Annotated in this window: 22 protein-coding genes; 6 read left to right on the forward strand and 16 right to left on the reverse strand. The window is 63.8% G+C overall.

Translation table 11 applies throughout. The features are described 5' to 3' along the window. Positions 1–178 precede the first annotated feature (178 nt). From D6860_RS18790 to D6860_RS18820, 7 genes are all read right to left on the reverse strand, one after another. On the reverse strand, positions 179–2,413 hold the full coding sequence (locus D6860_RS18790) for a hypothetical protein (RefSeq protein ID WP_229743273.1): 2,235 nt from the start codon (positions 2,411–2,413) through the stop codon (positions 179–181). Next, positions 2,410–3,279, reverse strand: coding sequence for a flagellar motor stator protein MotA (gene motA / locus D6860_RS18795; RefSeq protein ID WP_076622944.1), 870 nt, complete (start codon positions 3,277–3,279; stop codon positions 2,410–2,412). Before motA ends, D6860_RS18790 begins: the two co-directional genes overlap by 4 nt. 78 nt (positions 3,280–3,357) lie before the next feature. Further along, positions 3,358–4,470, reverse strand: coding sequence for a flagellar basal body P-ring protein FlgI (locus D6860_RS18800; protein WP_083697773.1), 1,113 nt, complete (start codon positions 4,468–4,470; stop codon positions 3,358–3,360). Continuing rightward, positions 4,467–5,468, reverse strand: a complete 1,002-nt coding sequence (locus tag D6860_RS18805) for a flagellin (protein WP_076622946.1) — start codon at positions 5,466–5,468, stop codon at positions 4,467–4,469. The genes D6860_RS18800 and D6860_RS18805 overlap by 4 nt, the downstream gene beginning before the upstream one ends. A 10-nt stretch (positions 5,469–5,478) precedes the next feature. Beyond that, positions 5,479–6,939: a flagellar hook-associated protein FlgK gene (gene flgK / locus D6860_RS18810; protein ID WP_017467380.1), complete on the reverse strand. Its 1,461-nt coding sequence runs from the start codon at positions 6,937–6,939 to the stop codon at positions 5,479–5,481. 37 nt (positions 6,940–6,976) lie between these two features. Then, a complete protein-coding gene (locus tag D6860_RS18815) occupies positions 6,977–8,272 on the reverse strand; it encodes a flagellar hook protein FlgE (RefSeq protein WP_076622947.1) in 1,296 nt (431 codons plus the stop codon). A 104-nt stretch (positions 8,273–8,376) separates the two neighbouring features. Then, positions 8,377–9,216: a flagellar motor protein MotB gene (locus D6860_RS18820; RefSeq protein WP_076622948.1), complete on the reverse strand. Its 840-nt coding sequence runs from the start codon at positions 9,214–9,216 to the stop codon at positions 8,377–8,379. Positions 9,217–9,437: 221 nt separating this feature from the next. Here D6860_RS18820 and D6860_RS18825 point away from each other — a divergent pair, with 221 nt between their 5' ends. Continuing rightward, positions 9,438–11,588 (forward strand): YjbH domain-containing protein, encoded by a 2,151-nt coding sequence (locus D6860_RS18825; RefSeq protein ID WP_076622949.1) that lies wholly within the window; start codon positions 9,438–9,440, stop codon positions 11,586–11,588. Beyond that, positions 11,585–12,259: a YjbF family lipoprotein gene (locus D6860_RS18830; RefSeq protein ID WP_076622950.1), complete on the forward strand. Its 675-nt coding sequence runs from the start codon at positions 11,585–11,587 to the stop codon at positions 12,257–12,259. The genes D6860_RS18825 and D6860_RS18830 overlap by 4 nt, the downstream gene beginning before the upstream one ends. A gap of 13 nt (positions 12,260–12,272) precedes the next feature. Here D6860_RS18830 and D6860_RS18835 read toward each other — a convergent pair whose 3' ends face one another. Continuing rightward, a complete protein-coding gene (locus D6860_RS18835; protein WP_017467362.1) occupies positions 12,273–12,884 on the reverse strand; it encodes a sugar transferase in 612 nt (203 codons plus the stop codon). Positions 12,885–13,103: 219 nt separating this feature from the next. Between D6860_RS18835 and D6860_RS18840 the strand changes: the two genes are divergently transcribed. Beyond that, positions 13,104–14,186 carry a polysaccharide biosynthesis/export family protein gene (locus tag D6860_RS18840; RefSeq protein ID WP_254681426.1) on the forward strand — a complete coding sequence of 361 codons (1,083 nt, stop codon included), beginning with the start codon at positions 13,104–13,106 and terminating at the stop codon, positions 14,184–14,186. 88 nt (positions 14,187–14,274) lie between these two features. Here the strand turns inward: D6860_RS18840 and D6860_RS18845 are convergent, their stop codons facing one another. Next, positions 14,275–14,688, reverse strand: coding sequence for a c-type cytochrome (locus D6860_RS18845; RefSeq protein WP_017469128.1), 414 nt, complete (start codon positions 14,686–14,688; stop codon positions 14,275–14,277). A gap of 134 nt (positions 14,689–14,822) precedes the next feature. Here D6860_RS18845 and idi point away from each other — a divergent pair, with 134 nt between their 5' ends. Next, a complete protein-coding gene (gene idi / locus D6860_RS18850; RefSeq protein WP_076622952.1) occupies positions 14,823–15,350 on the forward strand; it encodes an isopentenyl-diphosphate Delta-isomerase in 528 nt (175 codons plus the stop codon). On the opposite strand, the gene D6860_RS18855 is transcribed toward idi, so the two are convergent. The 3 genes from D6860_RS18855 to D6860_RS18865 are packed head-to-tail and all read right to left on the reverse strand — an operon-like array spanning position 15,347 to position 17,633. Continuing rightward, positions 15,347–15,934, reverse strand: coding sequence for a Smr/MutS family protein (locus D6860_RS18855; protein ID WP_076622953.1), 588 nt, complete (start codon positions 15,932–15,934; stop codon positions 15,347–15,349). The two genes, idi and D6860_RS18855, sit on opposite strands and share 4 nt — an antisense overlap. Further along, entirely contained in the window at positions 15,931–16,974 is a 1,044-nt protein-coding gene (locus tag D6860_RS18860; protein ID WP_017468014.1) for a murein transglycosylase A, read from the reverse strand. The genes D6860_RS18855 and D6860_RS18860 overlap by 4 nt, the downstream gene beginning before the upstream one ends. Then, entirely contained in the window at positions 16,974–17,633 is a 660-nt protein-coding gene (locus D6860_RS18865) for a Tim44/TimA family putative adaptor protein (RefSeq protein WP_017468013.1), read from the reverse strand. The genes D6860_RS18860 and D6860_RS18865 overlap by 1 nt, the downstream gene beginning before the upstream one ends. Before the next feature lie 103 nt (positions 17,634–17,736). Here D6860_RS18865 and D6860_RS18870 point away from each other — a divergent pair, with 103 nt between their 5' ends. Next, positions 17,737–18,252: an FxsA family protein gene (locus D6860_RS18870; RefSeq protein WP_076622954.1), complete on the forward strand. Its 516-nt coding sequence runs from the start codon at positions 17,737–17,739 to the stop codon at positions 18,250–18,252. 59 nt (positions 18,253–18,311) lie between these two features. After that, positions 18,312–18,836, forward strand: a complete 525-nt coding sequence (secB, locus tag D6860_RS18875) for a protein-export chaperone SecB (protein ID WP_017468073.1) — start codon at positions 18,312–18,314, stop codon at positions 18,834–18,836. Between the two features lie 6 nt (positions 18,837–18,842). Here the strand turns inward: secB and dnaQ are convergent, their stop codons facing one another. From dnaQ to D6860_RS18895, 4 genes are read right to left on the reverse strand one after another with little or no spacing between them, the layout of a single operon-like run. Next, a complete protein-coding gene (gene dnaQ / locus D6860_RS18880; RefSeq protein WP_017468072.1) occupies positions 18,843–19,529 on the reverse strand; it encodes a DNA polymerase III subunit epsilon in 687 nt (228 codons plus the stop codon). After that, on the reverse strand, positions 19,522–20,112 hold the full coding sequence (gene coaE / locus D6860_RS18885; protein WP_076622955.1) for a dephospho-CoA kinase: 591 nt from the start codon (positions 20,110–20,112) through the stop codon (positions 19,522–19,524). The genes dnaQ and coaE overlap by 8 nt, the downstream gene beginning before the upstream one ends. Beyond that, positions 20,109–20,942: a shikimate dehydrogenase gene (locus D6860_RS18890; RefSeq protein ID WP_017467853.1), complete on the reverse strand. Its 834-nt coding sequence runs from the start codon at positions 20,940–20,942 to the stop codon at positions 20,109–20,111. The genes coaE and D6860_RS18890 overlap by 4 nt, the downstream gene beginning before the upstream one ends. Continuing rightward, complete coding sequence (locus D6860_RS18895) at positions 20,939–21,538, reverse strand: Maf family protein (protein ID WP_017467854.1); 600 nt, start codon at positions 21,536–21,538, stop codon at positions 20,939–20,941. The genes D6860_RS18890 and D6860_RS18895 overlap by 4 nt, the downstream gene beginning before the upstream one ends. Between the last annotated feature and the right edge of the window lie 220 nt (positions 21,539–21,758).

The following is a 21,758-nucleotide window of genomic DNA, read 5'->3' on the forward strand; positions in this document are numbered from 1 at the left end:
GAGCGGAAAGATGACTCGGTGCCCGGGCCCGGGATACGCCTCAAGGTGCTCTTGCCTTCCGGCTGGCTGCACATGGCCGCGTCAGGACGAAGAAAGACCATTCTGATCTCGCATTAATCGCAATATTCCGGTCTGACGCTAGAACGGAGTCCCTACTATTTCGTAAGTTCTTCAGGAATCACTCGTCACCGAGGTGCGTCTCGTCGAGCAGCTTGCGCAGGGTGTCTCGCGCTTCACTGCTGGCGCCGGCAAGGGCCTCGGCCATCGACAGGCTGGGCGCATCTCCCGGATCCGGCACACTCGTCTCGACGACGGCGGCCGTTCTTCCGATGGGATCGTTGCGCCCATCCAGCAGCGGCCAAGCCCCGGCCAACCAGGCCGCCTCTTCGGACTGTTGCTCTTCTCCGAGCGAGGCATATGCCGAGGTCGCATATTGGTAGTCTCCCATCAGTTCCCTGGCCCGTGCCCGCAACCTCAGGGCGTCCTCCCCCTGCAGTCCGACGATTGCGATTTCTGCCTGCTCCGGTTCCGAACGCGCGAGGTGAACCCGCGCCCTGAGGAGCCTTGCTTCGCGCGAAGCAGGGTCCACCCCACCAAAAGACAGCCAGCGCTCGGCCGGGTCCGGAAGCTTGAGGTCAAGTAGACGGCGCGCGATCGCCAGCGCTGCCTCGGGCCGTACAATTCCGTCGAACGTCTCTGTTCCGGCAACCACCTGCTTCAGAAAGTCCGTTTCAGAAGCCGCGTCTTCCACAATAAGCAACGCATCCGACGCCGCTTGCTCACGAAGATCCAGTGGGTGGTCGGTGTCGGTCCTGAGCACACGAAATGCATCGTCGTAGCGACCACTTGCGGCGAGCGCCCGGACTTGCGCGAGCCAGAGCCTGGATCCCTGATCCGTACCCCTCAATTCGGTCGCATAGGCCGCAGCGAGGTCCCCCATCTTTGGATCGATCCTCTCCCCCTCGCGCACAGCAATCTCGATGCTGTCGGCCACCGCATTGGCGGCATTGGAGCCGGTTCCGTCGGCAATTCGCTTCAGTTCTTGCCGTGCGGTTCCAACGGCACCCCCAAGCTTGTCCACTTGCGCGGCACTGAACGCCATCTGCTCATCGGACTTGCCAAGCGCTCGCGAAAGCCTGCCCAGCAGACTACGCGCGGCGTCCGGCGCGCCTTCTTCCGCGAGCCTGATTGCAAGCCGTGGCCCAAGCGATGTTCGTAGATGCAACGGAAGCGCTTCGAAACTTCGCAATACCGCGTTCGAATTGACCTCTGCTTCCTTTGGCAGCGTGGCTGACCCGAGAAGCGCCCAAAGGGCTGCGTGCCCCTCGCAGTTCGATTGTCCGGCAAACACGCCAACCCTATCGATCTCCCCATCGACGATGCCGGCGAGGGCAAACAATCCGGGGTCCGGCGGTTCGGGGAGGAGGTCGAGAAGCGCACGCGCCTCGGCGCCGAAGCCAAGATAGACGTAGGCCTTGGCAAGCGTCACCGCAATCTCGTCGTCGAGGCGATCGAATTCGCCGAACAGTTTGCCTCGAAGCTCCGGTATGCCTTTCCGCAAGGTGTCGTCGTCTCCCCAGGAAGCAAGATCCAACACAGAGGCCGGAATGCAGACGTCTCCGCCGATGCGGACACGCGTTTCACGATCATTGGAAGTTCGGGATGCAATCTTGGCATCGATGGTGACCGTCCTATTCTCCGACACCGGTAGCGGCGGCTCTTCGGAAACTGCTCCCTTGTCCGGAACGAGCGAGATCGAAATGGCGGGATCGAGCAGTCCGTCCGTGGCAGCGCGCGCCAATTGCTCCGCAAGCATCCGCTCGAAATCTCCCTCCTGAGAGCTCAATGGTACGTTCTGCACTGCCAAGGCCTGACTTTGGCCATTCGCCCGAAATCGCGGGACAAGCATCGACTGCTCGAGTCGTGGGCCGATTCCCGGATCGGGGCCAAGGCGAAGCTCGGATAGCACCTCGTGATCAAGATCCACGGTACTGGCGTTTCTGGCCTGCTCAGTCTCTGCCAGATCGCCTTCGAGCGGCTCGACAACACCGATGGCATCGCGAATATCGATGACCAACATGTCGTCTTGATGCAGAAAGCTGTCGGCGCTGCAGCGACAGGCCAACTCGATCGACACGCCATCTCCGTTGGGAAGGGGCGTGACCTCGGATATTCTTTCCGTATTGATGCGATCGAAGACGCTGGAGACATCGAGATCGAGCCCCCTCGCATCAAAGGTGACGGCAAGCTTTCGACGTTCCGGGCGATCAACCCGCCATCGCAGATCCGAGGGCATATCGAAAACGAGACGCGTGAAATCATCATGTTCGCCAGACCGGAGCACGACACTCTGGGCAAGGCCGACGCACGGTAGAAGAGCAAGAAGCATCGCCGCCAGCGTGATCCGTCTCATGCTGCTGCCTGCTTCACGCTTTTCAGAGCTTCCTCGAGATCTACAAAGCTTGGGCGAATGTGCGCCGGTGTATTCTGCCGCCCGACCTCGATGCAGATGTTGGTTGCATGGTTGTGCAGGTTCGCCACCAGAACCTCGCGGATAAGCTGGTAGAAATGCAGGTCGTCTTCGACCACGGTTTTCACCTTGTTCGCGAAGGGTCCGAAAAATCCGTATGCCATGAAGACGCCGAGAAAGGTGCCGACCAAGGCACCCCCGATCATCTTGCCCAGAACCTCGGGAGGTTGATCGATCGAGCCCATCGTCTTGATCACGCCTAGAACCGCTGCGACGATACCTAGTGCAGGCAAACCGTCGGCCATGCTCTGCAAGGCATGGCTGGAATGGAGGCGATGGTGCTCGAGTTCCTCGATGCGCTTGTCGAGAACCTCTTCCACCTGGTGAGGATCATCGTAGTTCATCGACATTGACCGCATGGTATCGCAGATGAGGTCGATGGCGATCTTGTCCCCCTGGATCTTCGAGTATTTCGAGAAGATCGCAGACTCTTGAGGGGACTCGACGTGCTCTTCGATCGCGACAGGACTTTGTCTTGCTAGCCGGATCAGTTCGAACAAAAGACAAAGCAGGTCGCGATAGTCACCGGGCTTCCACTTCGAGCCCTTGAAGACCTTTCCGATATCCTTGACCGTGTGCTTGACGACGCCGATGTCATTTCCGATCAGAAAGGTCCCAAGCGCGGCACCACCGATGATCATGAGTTCGAAGGGCAGCGCCTTGAGGATGATCGCCATCTTGCCCCCGGCAAGAATATATCCTCCGAAAACCATGACGAAGATGACGATGATCCCGACGATTCCCAGCATTGGGAGACTCCTTCACCAACCTTTGGTGCATCGTATGTGGCAGCAGTTAGGAAAAGCTTGTGCAGACTGCTGAAGCGCTCACATCACGAGGAATTCCGCGTGAAGCGCACCCGCCGCCTTGATGCTCTTGAGGATGTCGATCATGTCGCGGGGAGACACCCCGAGCGCATTCAACCCAGCGATAACCTCTGACAGCGATGTGCCGCCGGGAATTTCCGCCAGCCCGATTCCCGGCTCCTTGACGATGTCTGCGTTGGTCCTCGGGACAATGACCGTTTCCCCTGCCGCAAATGGATTTGGCTGCACGGTGATCGGGGCTTCTTCGATGCGGAGGGTCAGGTTTCCTTGGGAGACCGCGACGCGCGAGAGTCTCACGTCTTCCCCCATCACAATCGTTCCGGACCGCTGATCGACGACCACACGGGCCCGACGCTCCGGTTCGACCGCAAGGTTCTCGATAGCGACTACGGCCCTGGCAGGAGACGAGGCCCCGGTTCGGCGCAGGTTCACGGAGACCGTTCCGGCATCGAGCATCTCGGCAGCGCCGGAACCGACGCGTCGGTTGATCGCAGCCTCGATCCTTGCCGCTGTCGTGAAATCCGGTTCGCGCAGCGCAAGACGAAGCGAAGAGAGCTCACTGAACTCGAAATCGACCTCGCGTTCGATCCGCGCACCGGACGGAATGACACCGGCAGTCGGGACCCCTTGGACAACCCTCGCCGCGTCTCCCTCGGCGCCGACCCCGCCAGCGATTACCGTGCCCTGCGCCACGGCATAGATCTGTCCGTCCGCCGCATTCAGCGGCGTCATGATCAACGTCCCGCCAAGAAGGCTCTGCGCGTCACCAATTGCTGAAACGGTAACATCGATCTGGCTTCCGGTGCGTCCGAAAGCGGGCAGCCGGGCGGTCACGAATACAGCCGCCACGTTTCGAGGGCGAAACTGTTCGCCGGTGACGTTGACGCCAAGTCGTTCCAGAATGTTCTGCATGATCTCTTCGGTGAAGGGCGCGTTTCGCAGACCATCGCCCGTTCCATTGAGACCGACGACGAGCCCGTAGCCGACCAGGTCGTTGGCACGCACGCCATCCACCTCTACAAGATCCTTGATGCGCACCGCCTGTGCCGCAGCATGTGACGGCCAGTGGATCAGGCCGAGACAGAGCGCGAAGAGGATGGTTCGGATCATCACATGTACTCCACCAACGACAGGCGCGACGAGCGGACCGTGATCGCATAGAGGCTTTCAAGTTGCGCCCGCGTGTTTTCGTACCGGGTCGCCGTTTCGAATTGGTCCGCGCCGACCAGCTCGAGGCGCGCCATGCTGGTGGCCGTTCGCTCTGCGGAGTTCCGTGCGGTCGCCTCTTCGATACGATTCTCGACCGCTCCAAGACCTGCGCGTGTTTCTACCATCCGCGCCTCTGCGCCCTGAAGTTCCAGGGCGGCGTGCGAAATCAGAGCCGTCTTCGTCTCCGCCGTGAGTGCCAGCGTTTCGTCGGCCGCCAAGGCGGCCTTCGCAACGGATTTCAGCGTCTCGCGAAACACCTGGTCGTCGGCACGAATATCGAGGCGGGCGCTCTCGTTTTCGCTCAGGCGCAGTGGCGCGAGCGAGGTCGTGGAACCGCGATAGGCAATGGTTTCGAAACCCCCGCCGGGAGTATCGAACCAGGTGTCCAGCTTCGTCTCGATACCGACGACCGTCGTTTCCCCCGCGAGCAAGGCCTGCAACTCTGAAAGCATCTCCTCGCTGTCGATCAGCGGTGGGGTATCCGTCGCGGTCCCCGAGAACAGAAATCGACCGCCGACCGATCTGTTCAGTCCGTTGATCATCTGGTCCAGCGCGCTTGCCGCGTTTTCCGAGAGCGTTCTGAACATCTCATCGTTCGGGGTCAGTTCGACCGATACCAGCACTTGCGACAAGGTCCCGCCACGGTCCTGGATTTCCTCGAGCGTGGTCTGCATCGTTCCTGCCAGATGCGACGCCTCGGACGTGTTCAAGCGGAAGGTTTCAAGCTTGGCGAGTGTCCGGTCGATTGCGATGAGCCCCGAGACATCACCGCCAAGATGAGCTGCGGGATCGCGGACGAAACCAGAGGCGATCTCGACCCCAAGCGTGTCCAAATCACGGTTGAGCCGGGTGTGGGCGGTGCGCAGAAGAAGTGCGCGCGCGAGGTCTCCGACGGTATCCATTTTCTTCTCCTCAGATGCTCAACAAGGTCTGCATCAGGTCATCGACCGTGCTCATGACCCGGGCATTCGCAGCGTAGTGCTGTTCGATCTGCATGAGATCCTGCAGCTCGGCATCGGTATCCACGCCTTTGGAGAGTTCGAGCTCTTTCAGGGCGGTGTGCCGGGCGCTGGTGAAGCTTTGCTCGCCGTCGGCACGAACGCGGGCCGCCGAGACTGCGGCAATGAAATCGGTGACGTGGCCTCCGAAGCTGGAGGCCCCGGATCCGAGGCTGGAAGACCCCGGTACATCCAGGTCCGACAAGGCGTCGGAATAGCCCAGCAAACGCGATGCGTCGCCCACAGCGCCCTGCGTCGCCGCCCCGAGACCATCCCGCAGCCGCCAGACTTCGGTGCCTTCGGGATCGACGAGGGCATTGAGGGAGATGCGGCCGGCAAGCCCAGGCTCGTTTGTCGGATCGAAGGCCAAACCGCCATCCGTGAAGAGCCCCGGGTCGCCGGTGCTAAGGGTTCCGTCGGGTCCGCCGGGTCCAAAACGTTCGACCAGATCCCGCGCTACGCCATCCAGCACGCCTTGCATGTCCACGGCGACGGTATCTCGAATCTGAAGCTGCGCCCCAAGCGTTCCGCCTCCGAGCAGTCCGCTGTTGCTGCTGTTGATCGCCTTCCCGTCGATGGTCAGCCCTGACAGGAAACCGTTCTCAAGCGTGGTGTAGGCCGTGACCGGGTCGTGCGGCTGAAACCCGATCTCGACCGGATCGCGGTGTATCGAAGGATCGAGCAAGACGGTTCCCGAGCCCGCGTAGAGCGCCAGAGCGCCGTTGTCACGGGCAACTGCGCGCAGGGGAACGATCGCGGACATCTCGTCGATCACGCGTTGCCGCTCGTCCATCAGCGACGACGGGTCGCCGCCGCGGGTCGCACCGTCGGCGATGGCGGTGTTGAGGTCGCGAACGCGCGCAAGCCCTGTATTGAGCGAAGAGACCTGCGCAGAGACGGAACGGTCGGCGTCGGTGCGCGCGGCCTGTATGCTGTCGCTGATCGTGTTCAGGGTCGTGGCGAAACCCTGCGCGGCATGAGCAACGGTTTTGAGCCTCTGGGTCGAAGAGGGGTCCGAGGCCGCCGCCGTCAGAGCGTTTTCAAAGGCGGCATACATGCTGTTCAGGGACCCCGGCGCATCGCTTTCGCCGAGCAGCGTCTCGATCCGTGTCGCAAAGGACTGCATGTCGTTCGCAAAACCGGATTGCGCATCCGAGAACCTCCGGTCCGCGATGACGGCGGCGTCGGTGTTGCGCACGACACCACCGATCATGACGCCTCCGGAGGTGCCCGCGGCACGAGAGGAAAGTTCGAGCGTACGCCGACCGTAGCTCTCGGTCGTCGCGTTGGCGATGTTCGAGGCAACCAGCGTCGCGGCGCGGCTGTTCGCGGTGAGGCCGCTCAATGCGTTGGACAGGGCTCCGGAGAGTGACATTCAGCGGCCTCCTTCAGGCGGCTGGTCCCGGGAAGGATCAGCGTTTGATGTTGGTGGTTTCCTGCAGCATCTCGTCGACGGTCTGGATGACCTTCGCGTTTGAGGAATAGGCCCGCTGCGTCTGGATCATGTCCGTCAGTTCCTGGGCCACGTCGGTGGCCGACTCTTCGCGCGCAAAGGACTTGATGTCGCCCGTCGGCCCGTCGCCCGCATCCCAGAGGAAGAACGGCCCGCTTTCCGGCGAGGGCCGGAAGGTCTGGTTGTCCATGGCGATCATGCCGTTCGGGTTCGGCAGGTCGGCCAGCGGGATCTGGTAGAGCACGCTGCTGACCCCCGTGTCATAGAGCGCGCTGACGTAGCCGTTCTCGTCGACCTCGACCGAGACCATGTTGCCGACCGGCGAGCCGTCCTTGGAGATAGAGATCGGTGCGAAGCTGTCGGAGAGCTGCGACAGGCCCGTGTTTTCGCCCACGGCACCGATATCGAATTCGATCGGCCCCCCGGCGACGTCGACCGACAGCAGGCCGGTGGTGTCGTCATAGGCGCCGCCGGTCACGGTCGTGACCGATGCGATGGTGCCCCCCGCAGTGCGGGAGTCGTCGAAGGTGATGACGTATTCGCCGATGACCGCATCGTCCTGCGCGGAGTCGGTCATCACGACCGTCCATTCGTTCGACATCCCGGTCGCCGGCACCGTCGGCGTGAAGGTCAGCGAAATGTTCTGCGAGACGCCGAGGTTGTCGAAATACTCCACGGACAGGTTGTAGGGGTCACCGCTCTGGCCGGTTTCGGTATCGGTTGCAGGAAGGTTCAGCGCCATGGACACCGCCGTGGTCGGATCCCCCGTGAGGCTCAGGCTGAACTGCACGGGCTCGAGGCCATCCGTCGTGTCACGCGGGTAGGAAGGGATGGACCCGTCGAGGTTCGCGGGCCAGCCCATCAGGTAATAGCCGGCCTCGTTCGCGAGGAAGCCGTTCTCGTCCAGGCGGAAGGAGCCGGTGGACGTCAGCAGCAGCTCGGCATCGCCGGTTGCCGCGAATTGCGAGGACGAGACGACCGGAATCATCCCGCGACCGCGCACCGCGAGATCGGTCGGGTTGCTCGTGGTGACCAGCGATCCACGCTCGTCGACGAGCCGGATGTTCTCGGCCTGGACGCCGCCCGCCGTGTAGCTGCGGCCGCCATTTGTCATAACCAGTGAATTGAACTCGGTCTCGGCACGGCGGTAACCGTAGGTCGACGCGTTCGCGATGTTGTCGGAGATCGCCGCGAGCCGGCTTGCGTTGGCCGCAAGGCCGGACACGCCTGCGTTAAGGGACGAAGAGATGGTCATGGACACGCCTTTCTGCTGTCTCGATCAGGTCTTTCTCGACAACGGATAGGGATCCGGGCTTAACACCGCGCTAACAGATAAAATGCGCATCATCCCGGCGCCGGTCAGCCCTTACGGAGGAACACGATCTCGAGCCGCGTGTTGCGAGGATCCATCGGATTGCGTTCGGCGGGCTCGCGGTCGGCATGAGCCGTCACGCGACTCACGCGAGTCTTCGGCAGGCCGTCCGCCAGAAGCAGCCGGCGGAAACTGTCCGCGTGATCGGAGGACACCTCCCACGACGGGTCACGCGCCAGGACCACGGGATAGGCGCTCACGTGTCCCTCGATCGCGAGCGGGTTCTTCACCATCCCGGACACACGCACGATGACGCCCGCAAGCGAGCGCAGAAGCTCGGTCGGGTCGCCATCGGGCGTGAACAGCCGCGCCTCGGCGGTCTCGAAAAGCTCGACGACGAGCCCCTCGTCGGTCACCCGCGTCACGATGTGGCGCAGCAGGCCGTCGTCGACCATGCTTTCGCCACCGCGCCCCATGAGCAGCTCCTCGACCTCGCGGAAGGCCTCGTCGTTTCCGGCACCGTCATCGCTTTCGGCGCTCGGCGTCATCGCACCGCTTGCGCGGTTCTGTGCCATCGGCCGCAGGCTGGTCGCGCCGGTGCCGACGCGGGGCAGGGTATTCTCGCTGAACACGCTGTCGCCGCCAAGCGATCCATCGCCACCGCCCGAGACACGGCTGATCGCCACGGTCGGACTGAAGTAATCCGCGAGCCCCTTGCGCTGCTTCTCGGTCGTCGCGTTGAGCAGCCACATCAAGAGAAAGAATGCCATCATCGCCGTCACGAAGTCGGCGTAGGCGACCTTCCAGGCACCGCCATGGTGCCCGTCCCCGCCCGAGACCTTCTTTCGCTTGATGATGATCGGCGCAACATTGCTGTCGACAGCCATCTCCACCACCTGTTTCTTACACCCCGGCAATGGTGCTAGCGCGGCAGCGGTTACGCTTGGCTTAACAATTCAAAATGTAGCCTTAACGGGCGTCCCGTGACGTGCCGTTTATCCCACAAATCCACCACCGCTGCCTCTCCGCGGCAACCGCGCGAATGGACAGGCGCGTGAAATCCGACTAGCCCTGTTCAGGAGGATCCTTTGCATCACGAGGTCATTTCATGCGCGCGGGGGCAGCACATCTGAAGCGACGCATCAGGCTCGGCACATTGGCCGCGCTCTTCGCCAGCGTCTCGGGGCCGGCACTGACCGAGGGGCTGCCGTCGTTCAACCTCTACGGCGCGCCGGGCCTGATCGACATGCCGAGCGCCGAGATGGCGCCCGATGCGACCCTGGGTTTCACCTACGGGCGGATCGGGGACAGCAACCGGGGCTCGATGATCTTCCAGATCACGCCGCGGCTGATCGGCACCTTCCGCTATTCCGGAATCCAGAACTTCGACCACCCCGACGCGGTGGACGGGGTCTATTACGACCGCAGCTTCGACCTGCGCTACCAGATCTTCACCGAAACCGACATCCGCCCCGCCATCGCCGTTGGCCTGCAGGACTTCATCGGCACCGGTCTCTACAGCGGCGAATACGTCGTCGCCACCAAGACCCTGTCGCCCGGCCTCAAGGTGAGCGCCGGCCTTGGCTGGGGGCGGCTCGCGAGCCACAACCCCGTGACCACCATCGGCACGCGTCCGGCCTACGATGTGTCGCAAGAGGGCGGCACGGTCAGCTACGATCGCTGGTTCCGGGGGGACATCGCGCCGTTCGGCGGCATCAGCTACGCGCCGAACGACAGGCTCAACTTCACGCTCGAGTATTCCTCGGACGGATACGACCTCGAGACCCGGCGTGGCGGGTTCGAGCACAGCTCGCCCTTCAATTTCGGGGTCGTCTACCGGTTCAAGAACGACACGCAACTTTCGCTCTACTACGCCCACGGCACCACGCTCGGCGCGCAGGTCACCGTTGCCCTGAACCCGAAGACGACCGGCATTCCAGCCGGCAACGAGACCGGGGGCCTGCCGGTCAAGCCGCGTCCGCAGGGATCGGCCAGTGATCTCGGTTGGACCACCCAGCTCGCGGCGGCCGAGGCGAGCGTGCAGCAGAGGCTTGTCAGCAGCCTCGACCGCGAGAAGCTTCTGGTCGCCGGTTTCGAGCTTCAGCCGCGCAGCGCGACGCTGCGCCTTGAGAACCCGACCTACGGCGCCCCGGCGCAGGCCATCGGCCGCGCCGCCCGGGTGATGACCCGGATCATGCCGGACTCGGTCGAGGAATTCACCATCGTTCCGGTCGAGAACGGGATGCCGATGTCGGCGATCACCCTTCAGCGGTCCGACCTCGAGGCGCTCGAGAACGATGCCGCCGTCGAGATGCTCGCCCGGACCCGGTTCCGCGATGCCGTCGGGCTCGCGCCAGCCCCAGACCTCTCGGAGCACCCGAAGTTCACTTGGGCGCTCACCCCCTATTACTCCTACTCCAGCTTCGATCCGGACAATCCGCTGCGCATCGACCTTGGCGCCGAGTTGAGCGGCAGCTACGAGATCACGCCGAACGTGGTGCTCTCGGGCTCTGTCCGGAAGAAGGTGGTCGGCAACCTCGACACGATCGAGCGGGTGGACGAATCCAAGCTCCCGCGCGTGCGGACCGACTACCGGCTCTATGCCGCCGAGGGCGATCCGCTGATCAACCGGCTGACGCTCGACCTCTACGGGCGTCCGGGCCGCAATCTCTACAGCCGCCTGTCGCTCGGCTATCTCGAACAGATGTATGCGGGCGCCTCGGCCGAGCTCCTGTGGAAGCCGGTTGCAAGCCGTCTCGCACTGGGGGCCGAGGTCAACTACGTGCGCCGTCGTGACTACGACGGGATGCTGGGCATCCAGGAAAACGTCACCATCGACCCGGTCTCGGGCATCCAGCGCGAGATCCCGGACGTGAACGGGCATGTCTCGGCCTATTACGCCTTTGGCAACGGGTTCCACGGGCAGGTCGACGTCGGCCGCTACCTTGCCGGAGACTACGGCGCGACGTTCACCGTGAGCCGCCAGTTCGCGAACGGCTGGCGGGTGGGCGCCTTCGCCACGCTGACAGATGTCTCGAGCGAGGAGTTCGGCGAAGGCTCGTTCGACAAGGGCATCATGCTGACGATCCCGCTGTCGGTCGGTATCGGCACGCCGACGCGCACGACCAACAGCACCACCATCCGTTCGGTGCAGCGTGACGGCGGCGCACGGCTCAACGTGTCGAACCGGCTCTACGAGCAGGTCCGCACATGGCACGAGCCCGACGTGGCAAACACCTGGGGAAGGTTCTGGCGATGACACTCCGCATGATCAAACCGCTCGCCCTGGTGCTCGGCCTTGGCGCGGCGCTTTCCGCCTGCAGCAACGAGCCGTATTTCACCAACCCGGTGACGAACCTCTACGACGTGCTCTTCAAGAGCGGCGAGGGCGCGCCGGCGCCGATCACGCAGCAGCAGATCGTCCAGACCCTGTCGGCGACCGAGCTCCCGGTGGCCTTTCTGAACATCGAGAAGCGGAAATCGCAGTCGCTTCTGGTGCGGATCGAGCAGAACCCGCCCTATGACACCTTCGCCACTTCGACCCGGCAGGCGGTGACCATGCGGCACGGCATGATCACCGGCACGCGCGGGCTGGGCGGCGACCTCATGTCGACCGACGAGGGCCCGCTGCTCGCGCAGGTTCGATCGCGCCAGACCGGTCATGTGACCCACATCCAGCGCTTCCTGACGCCCGAGGACGTGACCGAAGTCATCACCTATCGCTGCGGCGTCGAGGCCGACAAGCCGGTGAACGTCGAGATGGGGCTGGTGCGCGGCACGGCGGTCGAGGTCATCGCCGCCTGCGAAAGCCCCGAGGGTCCGCCGTTCGTCGACTACTATGTCGTGGGGCAGGGCGGAGACATCGTTGCCTCGCGCCAGTGGCTCGGCAGCGAGATCGGCTACGTCGCCATGCACATGCTGCGGCGCTGAGCCGCCGGACCGCTCAATGCAGCGAGATGCGGCGCAGCACGGTCGCCGCCATCAGCTTGAGATCGTAACACAGGCTGCGCCGCCGGGCGTAGATCAGGTCGAGATGCGCCTTGCGCGGCACGCAGCGGCGGCAATAGACCTCTTCGGTCTCGTCCTTGCTGGAGCACGGCGTCAGCAGCCGCTCCTCGGTGCGGTGAAACGCGAGAGTCGCAAGTCCGGTCACGCCGGGGCGCGATTTCAGCACCTGCCCGTAGAGCGCCGGAAACATCTCGGTGTAGCGCCGCAGCGGCGGGCGCGGCCCGACGAAACTGATGTCCCCGCGCAGGATGTTCCAAAGCTGGGGCAGCTCGTCGAGCCGATGGCGCCGCAGGAACCGCCCCGTGCGCGTGATCCGCGCGCTCTTGTCTCCACCCGACACGCCCCGATCCGACGCATCCGGCCGCATGGTGCGGAATTTCCAGAGCAGGAACCCCTCGTCCACCGTCTTCATCCGCTCCGACAGGTAGAAAACGGGCGCCCCGTCGAGGACCAGGATCGCCAGCGCGATGACGAGAATCACCGGGAAGAACACGACCGAAAGCGCGAGCGCGGCGAAGATGTCGAGAAGACGCTTTGCCGGTGTCATCGGCCACCGTCCCGTGGGCCGGAGAAATTGTTGGCGAGTTCCTGCCGGAGCCCCTCCGATTGCGGTGTTGGCGTCACGCGTTTTGGTCCATTTGTGTTTTCGGGCGACAACGGGCTGTCTATCATCGTCAACAAACGCTAAGAAAGCTCAATATGGCAGAACGAATTTCCGGGGGGATCTGAGTTGTTCCGGCTACAATCCATTTGGGGCGCGCTTGCCGTGGTCGCGCTGATTTCGGGATGCACCCTTCCGCGCGGCGCTGCCCTGCAATCCGAGGTGGTCAGCCAGTCCGCCTCCGAAAGTCCCACTTTCCAGGTCGTATCGGTTACACGCGCCAACATGCCCGCGATCTCGTCCTGGCCGCGCACCGGATGGGACAACGAATACGGCTGGCCGGCAACGTCCGAAGGCTCGAATTCGCACGTCATCCAGACCGGCGACAAGGTGGACATCACCATCTGGGACAGCCAGGAAAACTCTCTTCTGACCAACGCGACCGAGAAGTCGACGGTGATGAACGCGGTCGAGGTCGGCCCGAACGGCGCGGTCTTCGTGCCTTACGTGGACCAGGTATTCATCCGGGGTCTCACGCCGCAGATGGCGCGCGGCCGCATTCAGGACCGTCTCGCGCAGATCGCGCCCTCGGCGCAGGTGCAGCTGAGCCTCGTTCAGGGCCGCAGCAACTCGGTCGAGCTGGTCGGCGGCGTTCAGGCGCCCGGTGCCTACCCCATGCCCTCGCGCAACTACAAGGTGCTCGGCCTCATCGCCGATGGCGGTGGCATCTCGCCCAGCATTCGTAACCCGCGCGTGCGTCTGATCCGGGGCGGCACCACCTATGAAACCTCGGCCTCGCAACTTCTTGAGAGCGGGCGGCGCAACGCGCTGCTGCGCCCCGGCGACACCGTCATCATCGAACAGGACGACCACAGCTTCACCGCGCTCGGTGCCTCGGGGCAGGAAGATCTCATCTACTTCCCCAAGGACGACCTGAGCGCGCTCGAGGCGATTTCGCTCATGGGCGGCCTCGCGGACTCCCGCGCCGACCCGAAGGGCATTCTGGTGCTGCGCGAATACAGCGTCCGCCACCTGCGGTCCGACGGCAGCGCGCCGAAGATGCAGCAAGTGGTGTTTACCTTTGACCTGACCTCGGCCGACGGGCTCTTCGCCGCACGGAATTTCCGGATCAATCCGAACGATACCGTGCTTGCCACGGAGTCGCCGATCACCATGGCGCAGACGGTCTTCAGCCTCGTCGGAACTGCCTTCGGACTGACACGGCAGGCCACAACGCTGGCGAACTGATCGTCTAAGTTATTGTTTATAAAAGAAAGGGCGCATCTTCGGATGCGCCCTTTGTCGTCGTCATGGCCCTTCCCGATCTTGCCGGGTCCTAGTCCGAAAGCGATGCGAGATAGGCGTAGACGTCCGAAGCCCCCTCGCGCAGCTTGAAGGTCATGCCCGAGCGCGCGCCGCCATCGTCGAGATACTCCTTCAGGAAGGCGGTCGGGTCCTGCACGTAGGCCTCGAAGGTCTCTTCGTCCCAGGTCAGCCCCTTTTCGCCAGCCGCCACGATGTCATCGCGGTAGCGGAAATCCTCGACGCTGCCCGCCTGGCGCCCGATGATGCCGTAGAGGTTCGGACCGGTGCGGCCGCCCTTGACGATGACCTCGCCGGCATCATCGACGATCGAGTGGCAGGCCCGGCAACGCTTGCCGAACACCTCTTCACCCTCGTCGGCATCCTGGGCATGTGCTGCGCCCGCAAGCATCACTGCGGCGATCGCCGTGGCTATCCTGAAGTTCATGTGTCGTCTCCCGTGACAGATTGGTAGGGCGACGGTATCCCGCACCGGAAAGGCCGCCAAGCGCGACCCGGCGGGCTGCGACCAATTGCCAAGGCACGCTTGACGCCGTCGGGACATGAGGGGAGATAGGCGTCATGGACAGCATTCCCGCATGGATCGACGGTGTTCTCACACCGGTGGACAAGCTCGAGGCGCATCGGCGCGGACTGCGGCACAAGGCCGTGTCGGTCTTCGTTCTGCGCGGTGACAAGGTGCTTTTGCAGCGCCGGGCGCTGGGGAAATATCACACGCCCGGGCTGTGGGCGAACACCTGCTGCACGCATCCGCACTGGGACGAGAGCGGCTTGGACTGCGCGCGCCGGCGTCTTGTCGAGGAACTCGGGATCTCCGATCTCGACCTGCAGCCACGCGGCACAGTGGAATACCGGGCCGACGTCGGCAACGACATGATCGAGCACGAGGTCGTCGAGATCTTCGTGGCAAGGGCAGGGGACACGCTCGTGCCGCGCCCGAACCCCGACGAAGTGATGGACACCGCGTGGGTTTCCCTCGACGATCTGCACCGCCAGACCGGGGAGACGCCCGAGCGCTTCACTCCGTGGATGCGCATCTACCTTAAGGAGCATGCGCGGCAGATCCTCTCGGGGATCGAGCCGCGTTAACGACGCTTGCGCAGGTAGACGTAATAGGCGCCGGTTCCGCCATGCCGCTGGTGCGCCTCGGAGATCTGAAGCACCGCCTGTGAGACCCCGGGGAGCCGCAGCCATTGCGGCACCTGCGTCTTGAGAATGCCACGGCGCCGGGGCATCGGGTCGTGCGGGTCCTCCCGCGTGCCCTTGCCGGTGATCACCAGAACGAGCCGCAAACCCCGCATCTGCGAGGTGAGGATGAAACGCACCAGCGTCGGATGGGCCTGGTCAAGCGTCATGCCGTGCAGGTCGATCCGTGCTTCCGGAACCAGTTTGCCGCGCTTCATCCGGGTGAAGTTCTTGGAATCCATCCGCACCGGCTCGCCCGAAAGACGTTCGGCCGTGGTGCCCTTGTAGTCGCGCTTTTCGGGCGCGGGAGCCTTGGCGCTGCCGATGTCGAAGGAGGGCAGGGGATCACGCGGCGGAGGGCTCTTGCGCAGCGGGGCCTCGCGGTCTTTCGGCGGTGGCGCCGCGTTGCGGCCCGGCAGGCGTTCGGCGGTCTGCGCCACCTGCCGCCAGAGCTCGAGCTCGTCCGGTCGCAGGCGGCGTCGGCTCATAGAACCGATTCCGGCAGCAGCGCATAGGCGCGCTGGATCGGCAGCAGCACCACGAGGCGCCCTGCATCCTTGATCTTTCCCGCCTCGGAGCCGGCCTCAGCGCCGGTGCCAAAGAAGATGTCGGCACGCTGCGCGCCCTTGATGGCCGACCCGGTATCCTGCGCGATCATCAGCCGCCGCATCGGCTCGGCCCCGTCCTTTTCGATCCAGACCGGCGCACCAAGCGGCGTGAAAGCGGGGTCGACCGCGATCGAGCGCATCGCGGTGATCGACCGGTTCATCGCGCCGAGCGGACCACGCTCGGGCGGAACCTCGTTGACCTCGCGGAAGAACACGTAGGAGTCGTTGTGAAAGAGCAGCTCCTCGCCATCGAACGGGTTGCCGCGCACCCACGACTTGATGCCCTGCGCCGAAACCTCGTGCTCGGTCATCGTGCCGCGGCGGATCAGCTCCTTGCCGATCGAGCTGTAGGGATGGCCGTTCGCGCCGCCGTAGCCAACCCGGAGGTGGCTCCCGTCGGGCAATCGAACCCGCCCGGATCCCTGAATCTGCAAGAAGAAGAGCTCTACCGGATCGTCGACCCAGGCGATCTCGAGGTCGCGACCCTCCATCACGCCAGACGTCAGGATCTCGCGCCGGGTGAGCCACGGCCGCGTGACCTGCGCCTCGGGCGGCATCCGGTAGAGGGGGTAGCGATAGCGCGGAGAGGGTTCGAGCGCGCCGTCGAGTTCCGGCTCGAAGTAGCCGGTAAACAGCCCGTCGCCGCCGGATTTCATCATCACCGGACGGAAGAAAAGCTCAAAGAAATCACGGGCATCGGTTGTTTCACGTGCAACAGCACAAAGGCTCGACCAATCCGGGTCGCGCATGTCGCCGCAGGTCTCCAGGAAGACCGCAAGAGCCGCGGCATGGTCGTCATCTGCCCAGCCGTCGAGATCCTCGAAACCGAGGATCTCGTAAGTGGTATCCGTCTCCGCCGCGCTCATGCTGCCTGCCAGTACCATGCCGGCCACGCATGCGGCACGGACCCTGCGCCACATTATTCGTCGGTCGCGACCAGCTGCCAGTTCGGGTCGTCGCTGCCCATGCGGCGTGCATAGGTCCAGACGTCCTTCTGACGCTTGACCGCGGTCGCGCTGCCTTCGATCACTTCACCTTCGGAGTTCTTCACGACCGAAGTCAGCTCGCCGACGTATTTCACGGTGATTTCGGCCAGCCGCTCGGTTTCGTCGAAGGTCGCGTCGACGAGGTTCATCTCGCGGACACCGACGAACTCGGCCTCGATCGTGAGACCCTGCTGGCGGCGCGCCTCGATCACCTCTTCGAAACTTTCGTAAAGCTCGTCCGAAAGAAAGCCCTTGAGATCCGAGATATCACCGTTGTCGAAGCTCATGAGGATCATCTCGTAGGCGCCTCGCGCGCCCGAGAGGAATTCGCTCACGCTGAAGGACGGCTCGGCCCGCTTCATCTTGGCAAGTGCTTCGGCAGCGGGGCTGTTTTCGGGGACATGGTCGATGATGTCCCGGTCCGGGCCGCCCTCGATCACCTCGAAATCGGGTTTCGCCGTGTCACGCTGACTTTGGGCGGGCGCCGGAGGTTTCTCGAAACCGTCCCGCGTTCCCAAAACGCTGCGCAGGCGCAGGATCAGGAAAATCGCGATCCCGGCAAGGACCAGAAGTTGGACGATCGGCGTGTTCATCGGCACCTCATGCGCGCAAACGTGGAATTTCTCGTGTTGCATTCCTATGTAGGTGCTGGGTTCCGGCAAGTCTACCGGCGCCCGGACGCAAGGGAGACCCATCATGTGGCTTTTTCTGGCATTTCTTCTGGTGCCACTCATCGAGATCGCGCTTTTCATCCAGGTCGGGGGGCTGATCGGCCTGTGGCCGACGCTGGCCATCGTCGTGATCACCGCGATCGTCGGCACCGCGCTTGTCCGCTCGCAGGGGCTGCGCGCGCTGGGGGAACTGCAGGGGTCGTTCTCGCGGCTCGAGGATCCGACGACGCCGCTCGCGCACGGTGCGATGATCCTGCTTGCCGGCGCGCTGCTGCTGACGCCGGGGTTCTTCACCGACGCCGTGGGCTTCGCGCTTTGCACCCCGCAGTTCCGCTCGGCCGTGCTGCGCTACCTGTCCTCGAAGGTGACCGTCCAGCGGTTCGAGATGGGCGGCCGCCCGCCGCCGCGCGCGGATATGGGCCGCGGCCCGTCGCGTGGCCCGCGTGCCCCCAAGGACGGTGACGTGATCGAAGGCGACTTCACCGAAGTCCCCGACGACAAACGCCCCAATCATCCCGGTTCCGGCTGGACGAAGCATTGAGACGCCGCCTGCCGCCTGCTATTGCAGGTCAAACCTGTTTCGAGGAGTGAGAGAACCCCATGGCAGAAAACCAGCAAGAGAACGGCGCGACGGAATCCGCAGGCGCGGCCGCACCGGTCAAGATGAACGTGCTCGCGCAATTCGTGCGTGACCTGTCCTTCGAGAATATTCTCGCCCAGAAGGGCAGCCAGGGCGAAGTGCAGCCCGACGTTCAGGTTCAGGTGAACCTCGATGCGAAGAAGCGCAGCGCCGATCACCAGTACGAAGTGGTGATGAAGCTCAAGATCGAGTCCAAGTCCAAGGGCACCGACACGACGCTTTTCATCCTCGAGATGGATTACGCCGGCGTCTTCCACGTCGAGAACGTTCCCGAAGAGCAGCTGCACCCTTTCCTGCTGATCGAATGCCCGCGGATGCTGTTCCCCTTCGCGCGCCGCATCGTGTCGGACATCACCCGCGACGGTGGCTTCCCGCCGCTGAACCTCGAGATGATCGACTTCGTGCAGCTCTATCGCAACGAGATCGCCCGCCGTCAGAAGCAGCAGGCGGCGACCGGCGGCGGCGAGCAGAAGCTCGACGCCTGATCGGCGTCAGCCGCGCGTCCAGAGCGCGTTTTCTCCGAGTTTTTCGACAAAGGCGGCGTGAGCCGCCTTTTCTTCGTCTGTGATCCGCGAGGGCAGCGGAGTCTCGCGCCGCGTGGGGCGCCAGTCGTCTCCCGCGCCTCCGGATCCGCTCGAATGGACCTGGTTCAGGACAAGGTCGGGCTGCTTGCCCCCGATCAGCTCGAGATACACTTCCGCGAGGATTTCGCTGTCGAGCAAAGCGCCGTGCAGCGTCCGCGACGAGTTGTCGATGCCGAACCGGCGGCACAGCGCATCCAGCGAGGCCGGAGAGCCGGGAAACTTGCGCCGCGCGATGTCGAGCGTGTCGATGGCGCAGTCGCGCGGCAGAAGCGGGCGCTTCGACCAGCCCAGCTCGGCGTTGAGGAATTTCACGTCGAAGGCCGCGTTGTGGATCACAAGCTTCGCGTCGCCGATGAATTCGAGAAATTCGTCGACGATCTTCACGAAGACCGGCTTGTCGCGCAGGAAATCGTCGCCCAGCCCGTGGACCTGGAACGCTTCCTGCGGCATCGACCGCTCGGGGTTGATATACTGGTGATAGGTCTTGCCCGTCGGCACGTGGTTGAAGAGCTCGACCGCGCCGATTTCGACGATGCGGTCGCCGGTTTCGGGCTCGAAGCCGGTGGTTTCGGTGTCGAGAACGATTTCACGCATGTCGCCGCCTTTCGATGTCTTCCAGCACGGCCCGCACCTGGGCCCGCGCGTGCTCTATCGTATCCGTTTCGATCACGAAATCCGACCGCGCGCACTTTTCCGCGTTCGGCATCTGCCGGGCGAGGATACGGTCGAGATCCTCGGCGTTCATCGTGCCGCGCGCGAGCACCCGCGACCGCTGTAGATCCGGCGGAATGTTCACGCAGGCCACGGCGTCCATTTCGGTCTCGGATCCGGTCTCGAACAGCAGGGGGATGTCGAACACGCAGATGGTGTCGGGGTGATTTTCCGAAAATCTGGCGCGATCTTCGCGCACGAGCGGATGCACCACGGCCTCGATCCGGCTCAGCGCCGCGCTGTCGCGGCCGATGATGTCGCGCAGACGGTCGCGCGAGACGGCGCCATCCTCGATTGCCTCCGGAAACAGCGACCCGATGGGCTCCACTGCCGCGCCACCCTGCGCATACAGGCGATGAACGGCGGCATCCGCGTCCCAGACAGCGCAGCCTTCCTCCGCGAAGAGCGCTGCGGTCGTCGATTTTCCCATGCCGATCGAGCCGGTCAGCCCAAGCCGGAAGATCATCGCAGAATCGCGGCGCGCGTGGCCTCGTCGACCTCGGGGCGCTGACCGAACCACCGCTCGAACCCGGGCACGGCCTGGTGGATGAGCATCCCCAGCCCGTCGACCGTCGTGCACCCCTGTTCTTCCGCCACGCGAAGAAGCCGCGTCTGCAACGGCGCGTAGACAAGGTCGGTCACCACCGCGCCCCGCCGCAACCCGTCGAGCGGCACCCGGAGTTCGGGTTTTCCGACCATCCCGAGAGACGTGGTGTTCACGACAAGCGCCGCATCTTCGAGAACGTTGCCCGCCTTGACCCATTCCACGACCGAAAGACGCGATCCGAAGTCCTCGCGAAGCTTCTCGGCCCGCAACTTCGTGCGGTTCGTGATGCGAATTTCCGGCACGCCGCTGTCGAGAAGCGCAGCAACGACCGCGCGCGCAGCTCCGCCCGCGCCAAGAACCACGGCCGGCCCGGCCTTGGGGTCCCAATCCGGCGCGCCCTGCCGCAGGTTTTCGAGAAACCCGTAGCCATCGGTGTTGTCGGCATGAATGCCGCCATCGGCGCGAAAGATGATCGTGTTCGCGGCCCCGATCAGCGTCGCGCGGTCCGAAACCTGGTCGGCGATCTCCATCACCCGCTCCTTGTGCGGGATGGTGACGTTCGCGCCGACGAAACCAAGCTTCGGAAGCATCCTGAGAGCGGATTCAAAGTCTTCGGGCGCGATGTCCATCGGGATGTAATGCCCGGGTAGCCCGTACTTGCGAAGCCAGTGCCCGTGCAGTTGCGGCGAGCGTGAGTGCGCCACCGGGTGCCCGATGACGCCGGCGAGCGGAATGCGTGTGTCAGTCATGCGGCAATGATCTCCCGGACGGACAGAAAGGCAAGAAGTTCAAGCAGGGGCAGGCCGAGAATGGTGAAGTGATCCCCCTCGATCCGCGCGAAAAGACGAACGCCTTCTTCCTCAAGCTTGTATCCGCCCACCGAATGGCGCGCGCTTTCCCAGTTACGCGCGAGATAGTCGTCGAGATAGGCTTCCGAGAACTCGCGCATCACCAGACGTGCGACCCCGACGTGGCGCCAGATCGGCTCTCCGTTCTCGTAGATCACCGCGCCGGAGTAGAGGTGATGACGCTCGCCGCGCAGACGCATGAGCTGGGCGCGGGCCTCTTCCGGGTCGCGCGGTTTGGAGAAGACCTCCTTTCCCAGCGCGAGGATCTGGTCACAGCCAAGAACGAAGGCGCCGGGGTTCTTCTGCGAGACGCGCCGCGCCTTATACTCGGCCAGCGCGTCGGCCATGTCGCGCGGCCCGGCCCCTTCCTGGGCAAGTGAGTCGCGGATCGCGGATTCGTCGATCCGCGCGACCTCGATTCGGTGCGGAACGCCCGCTGAAGTGAGCAAATCGGTCCGGATCTGCGAGCCGGAAGCGAGGATGAAGGGCGTGGACATGTGGAAAAACCTGTCGACATCTGCAGGGTCTTGTCAGGGGATGGTTCTGCGGAAAATCCCGATCACATGCAAGCCGGTGGAAAACCCGGCCCTCCCAGGTCGATTCGTGCCGATTCCAGCACATGTGGGAAAGAATAAGTCCGAGCTGCGGGGGACTCACCCCGCGTCTGACTTCTACCAAAGTTGTCCATAGGTGCGAGTTGATAGTTAACTTGCCATC

It is taken from the genome of Salipiger sp. D13, from assembly GCF_003703915.1.
In the GTDB taxonomy this organism is placed as follows: Bacteria; Pseudomonadota; Alphaproteobacteria; order Rhodobacterales; family Rhodobacteraceae; genus Salipiger; species Salipiger profundus.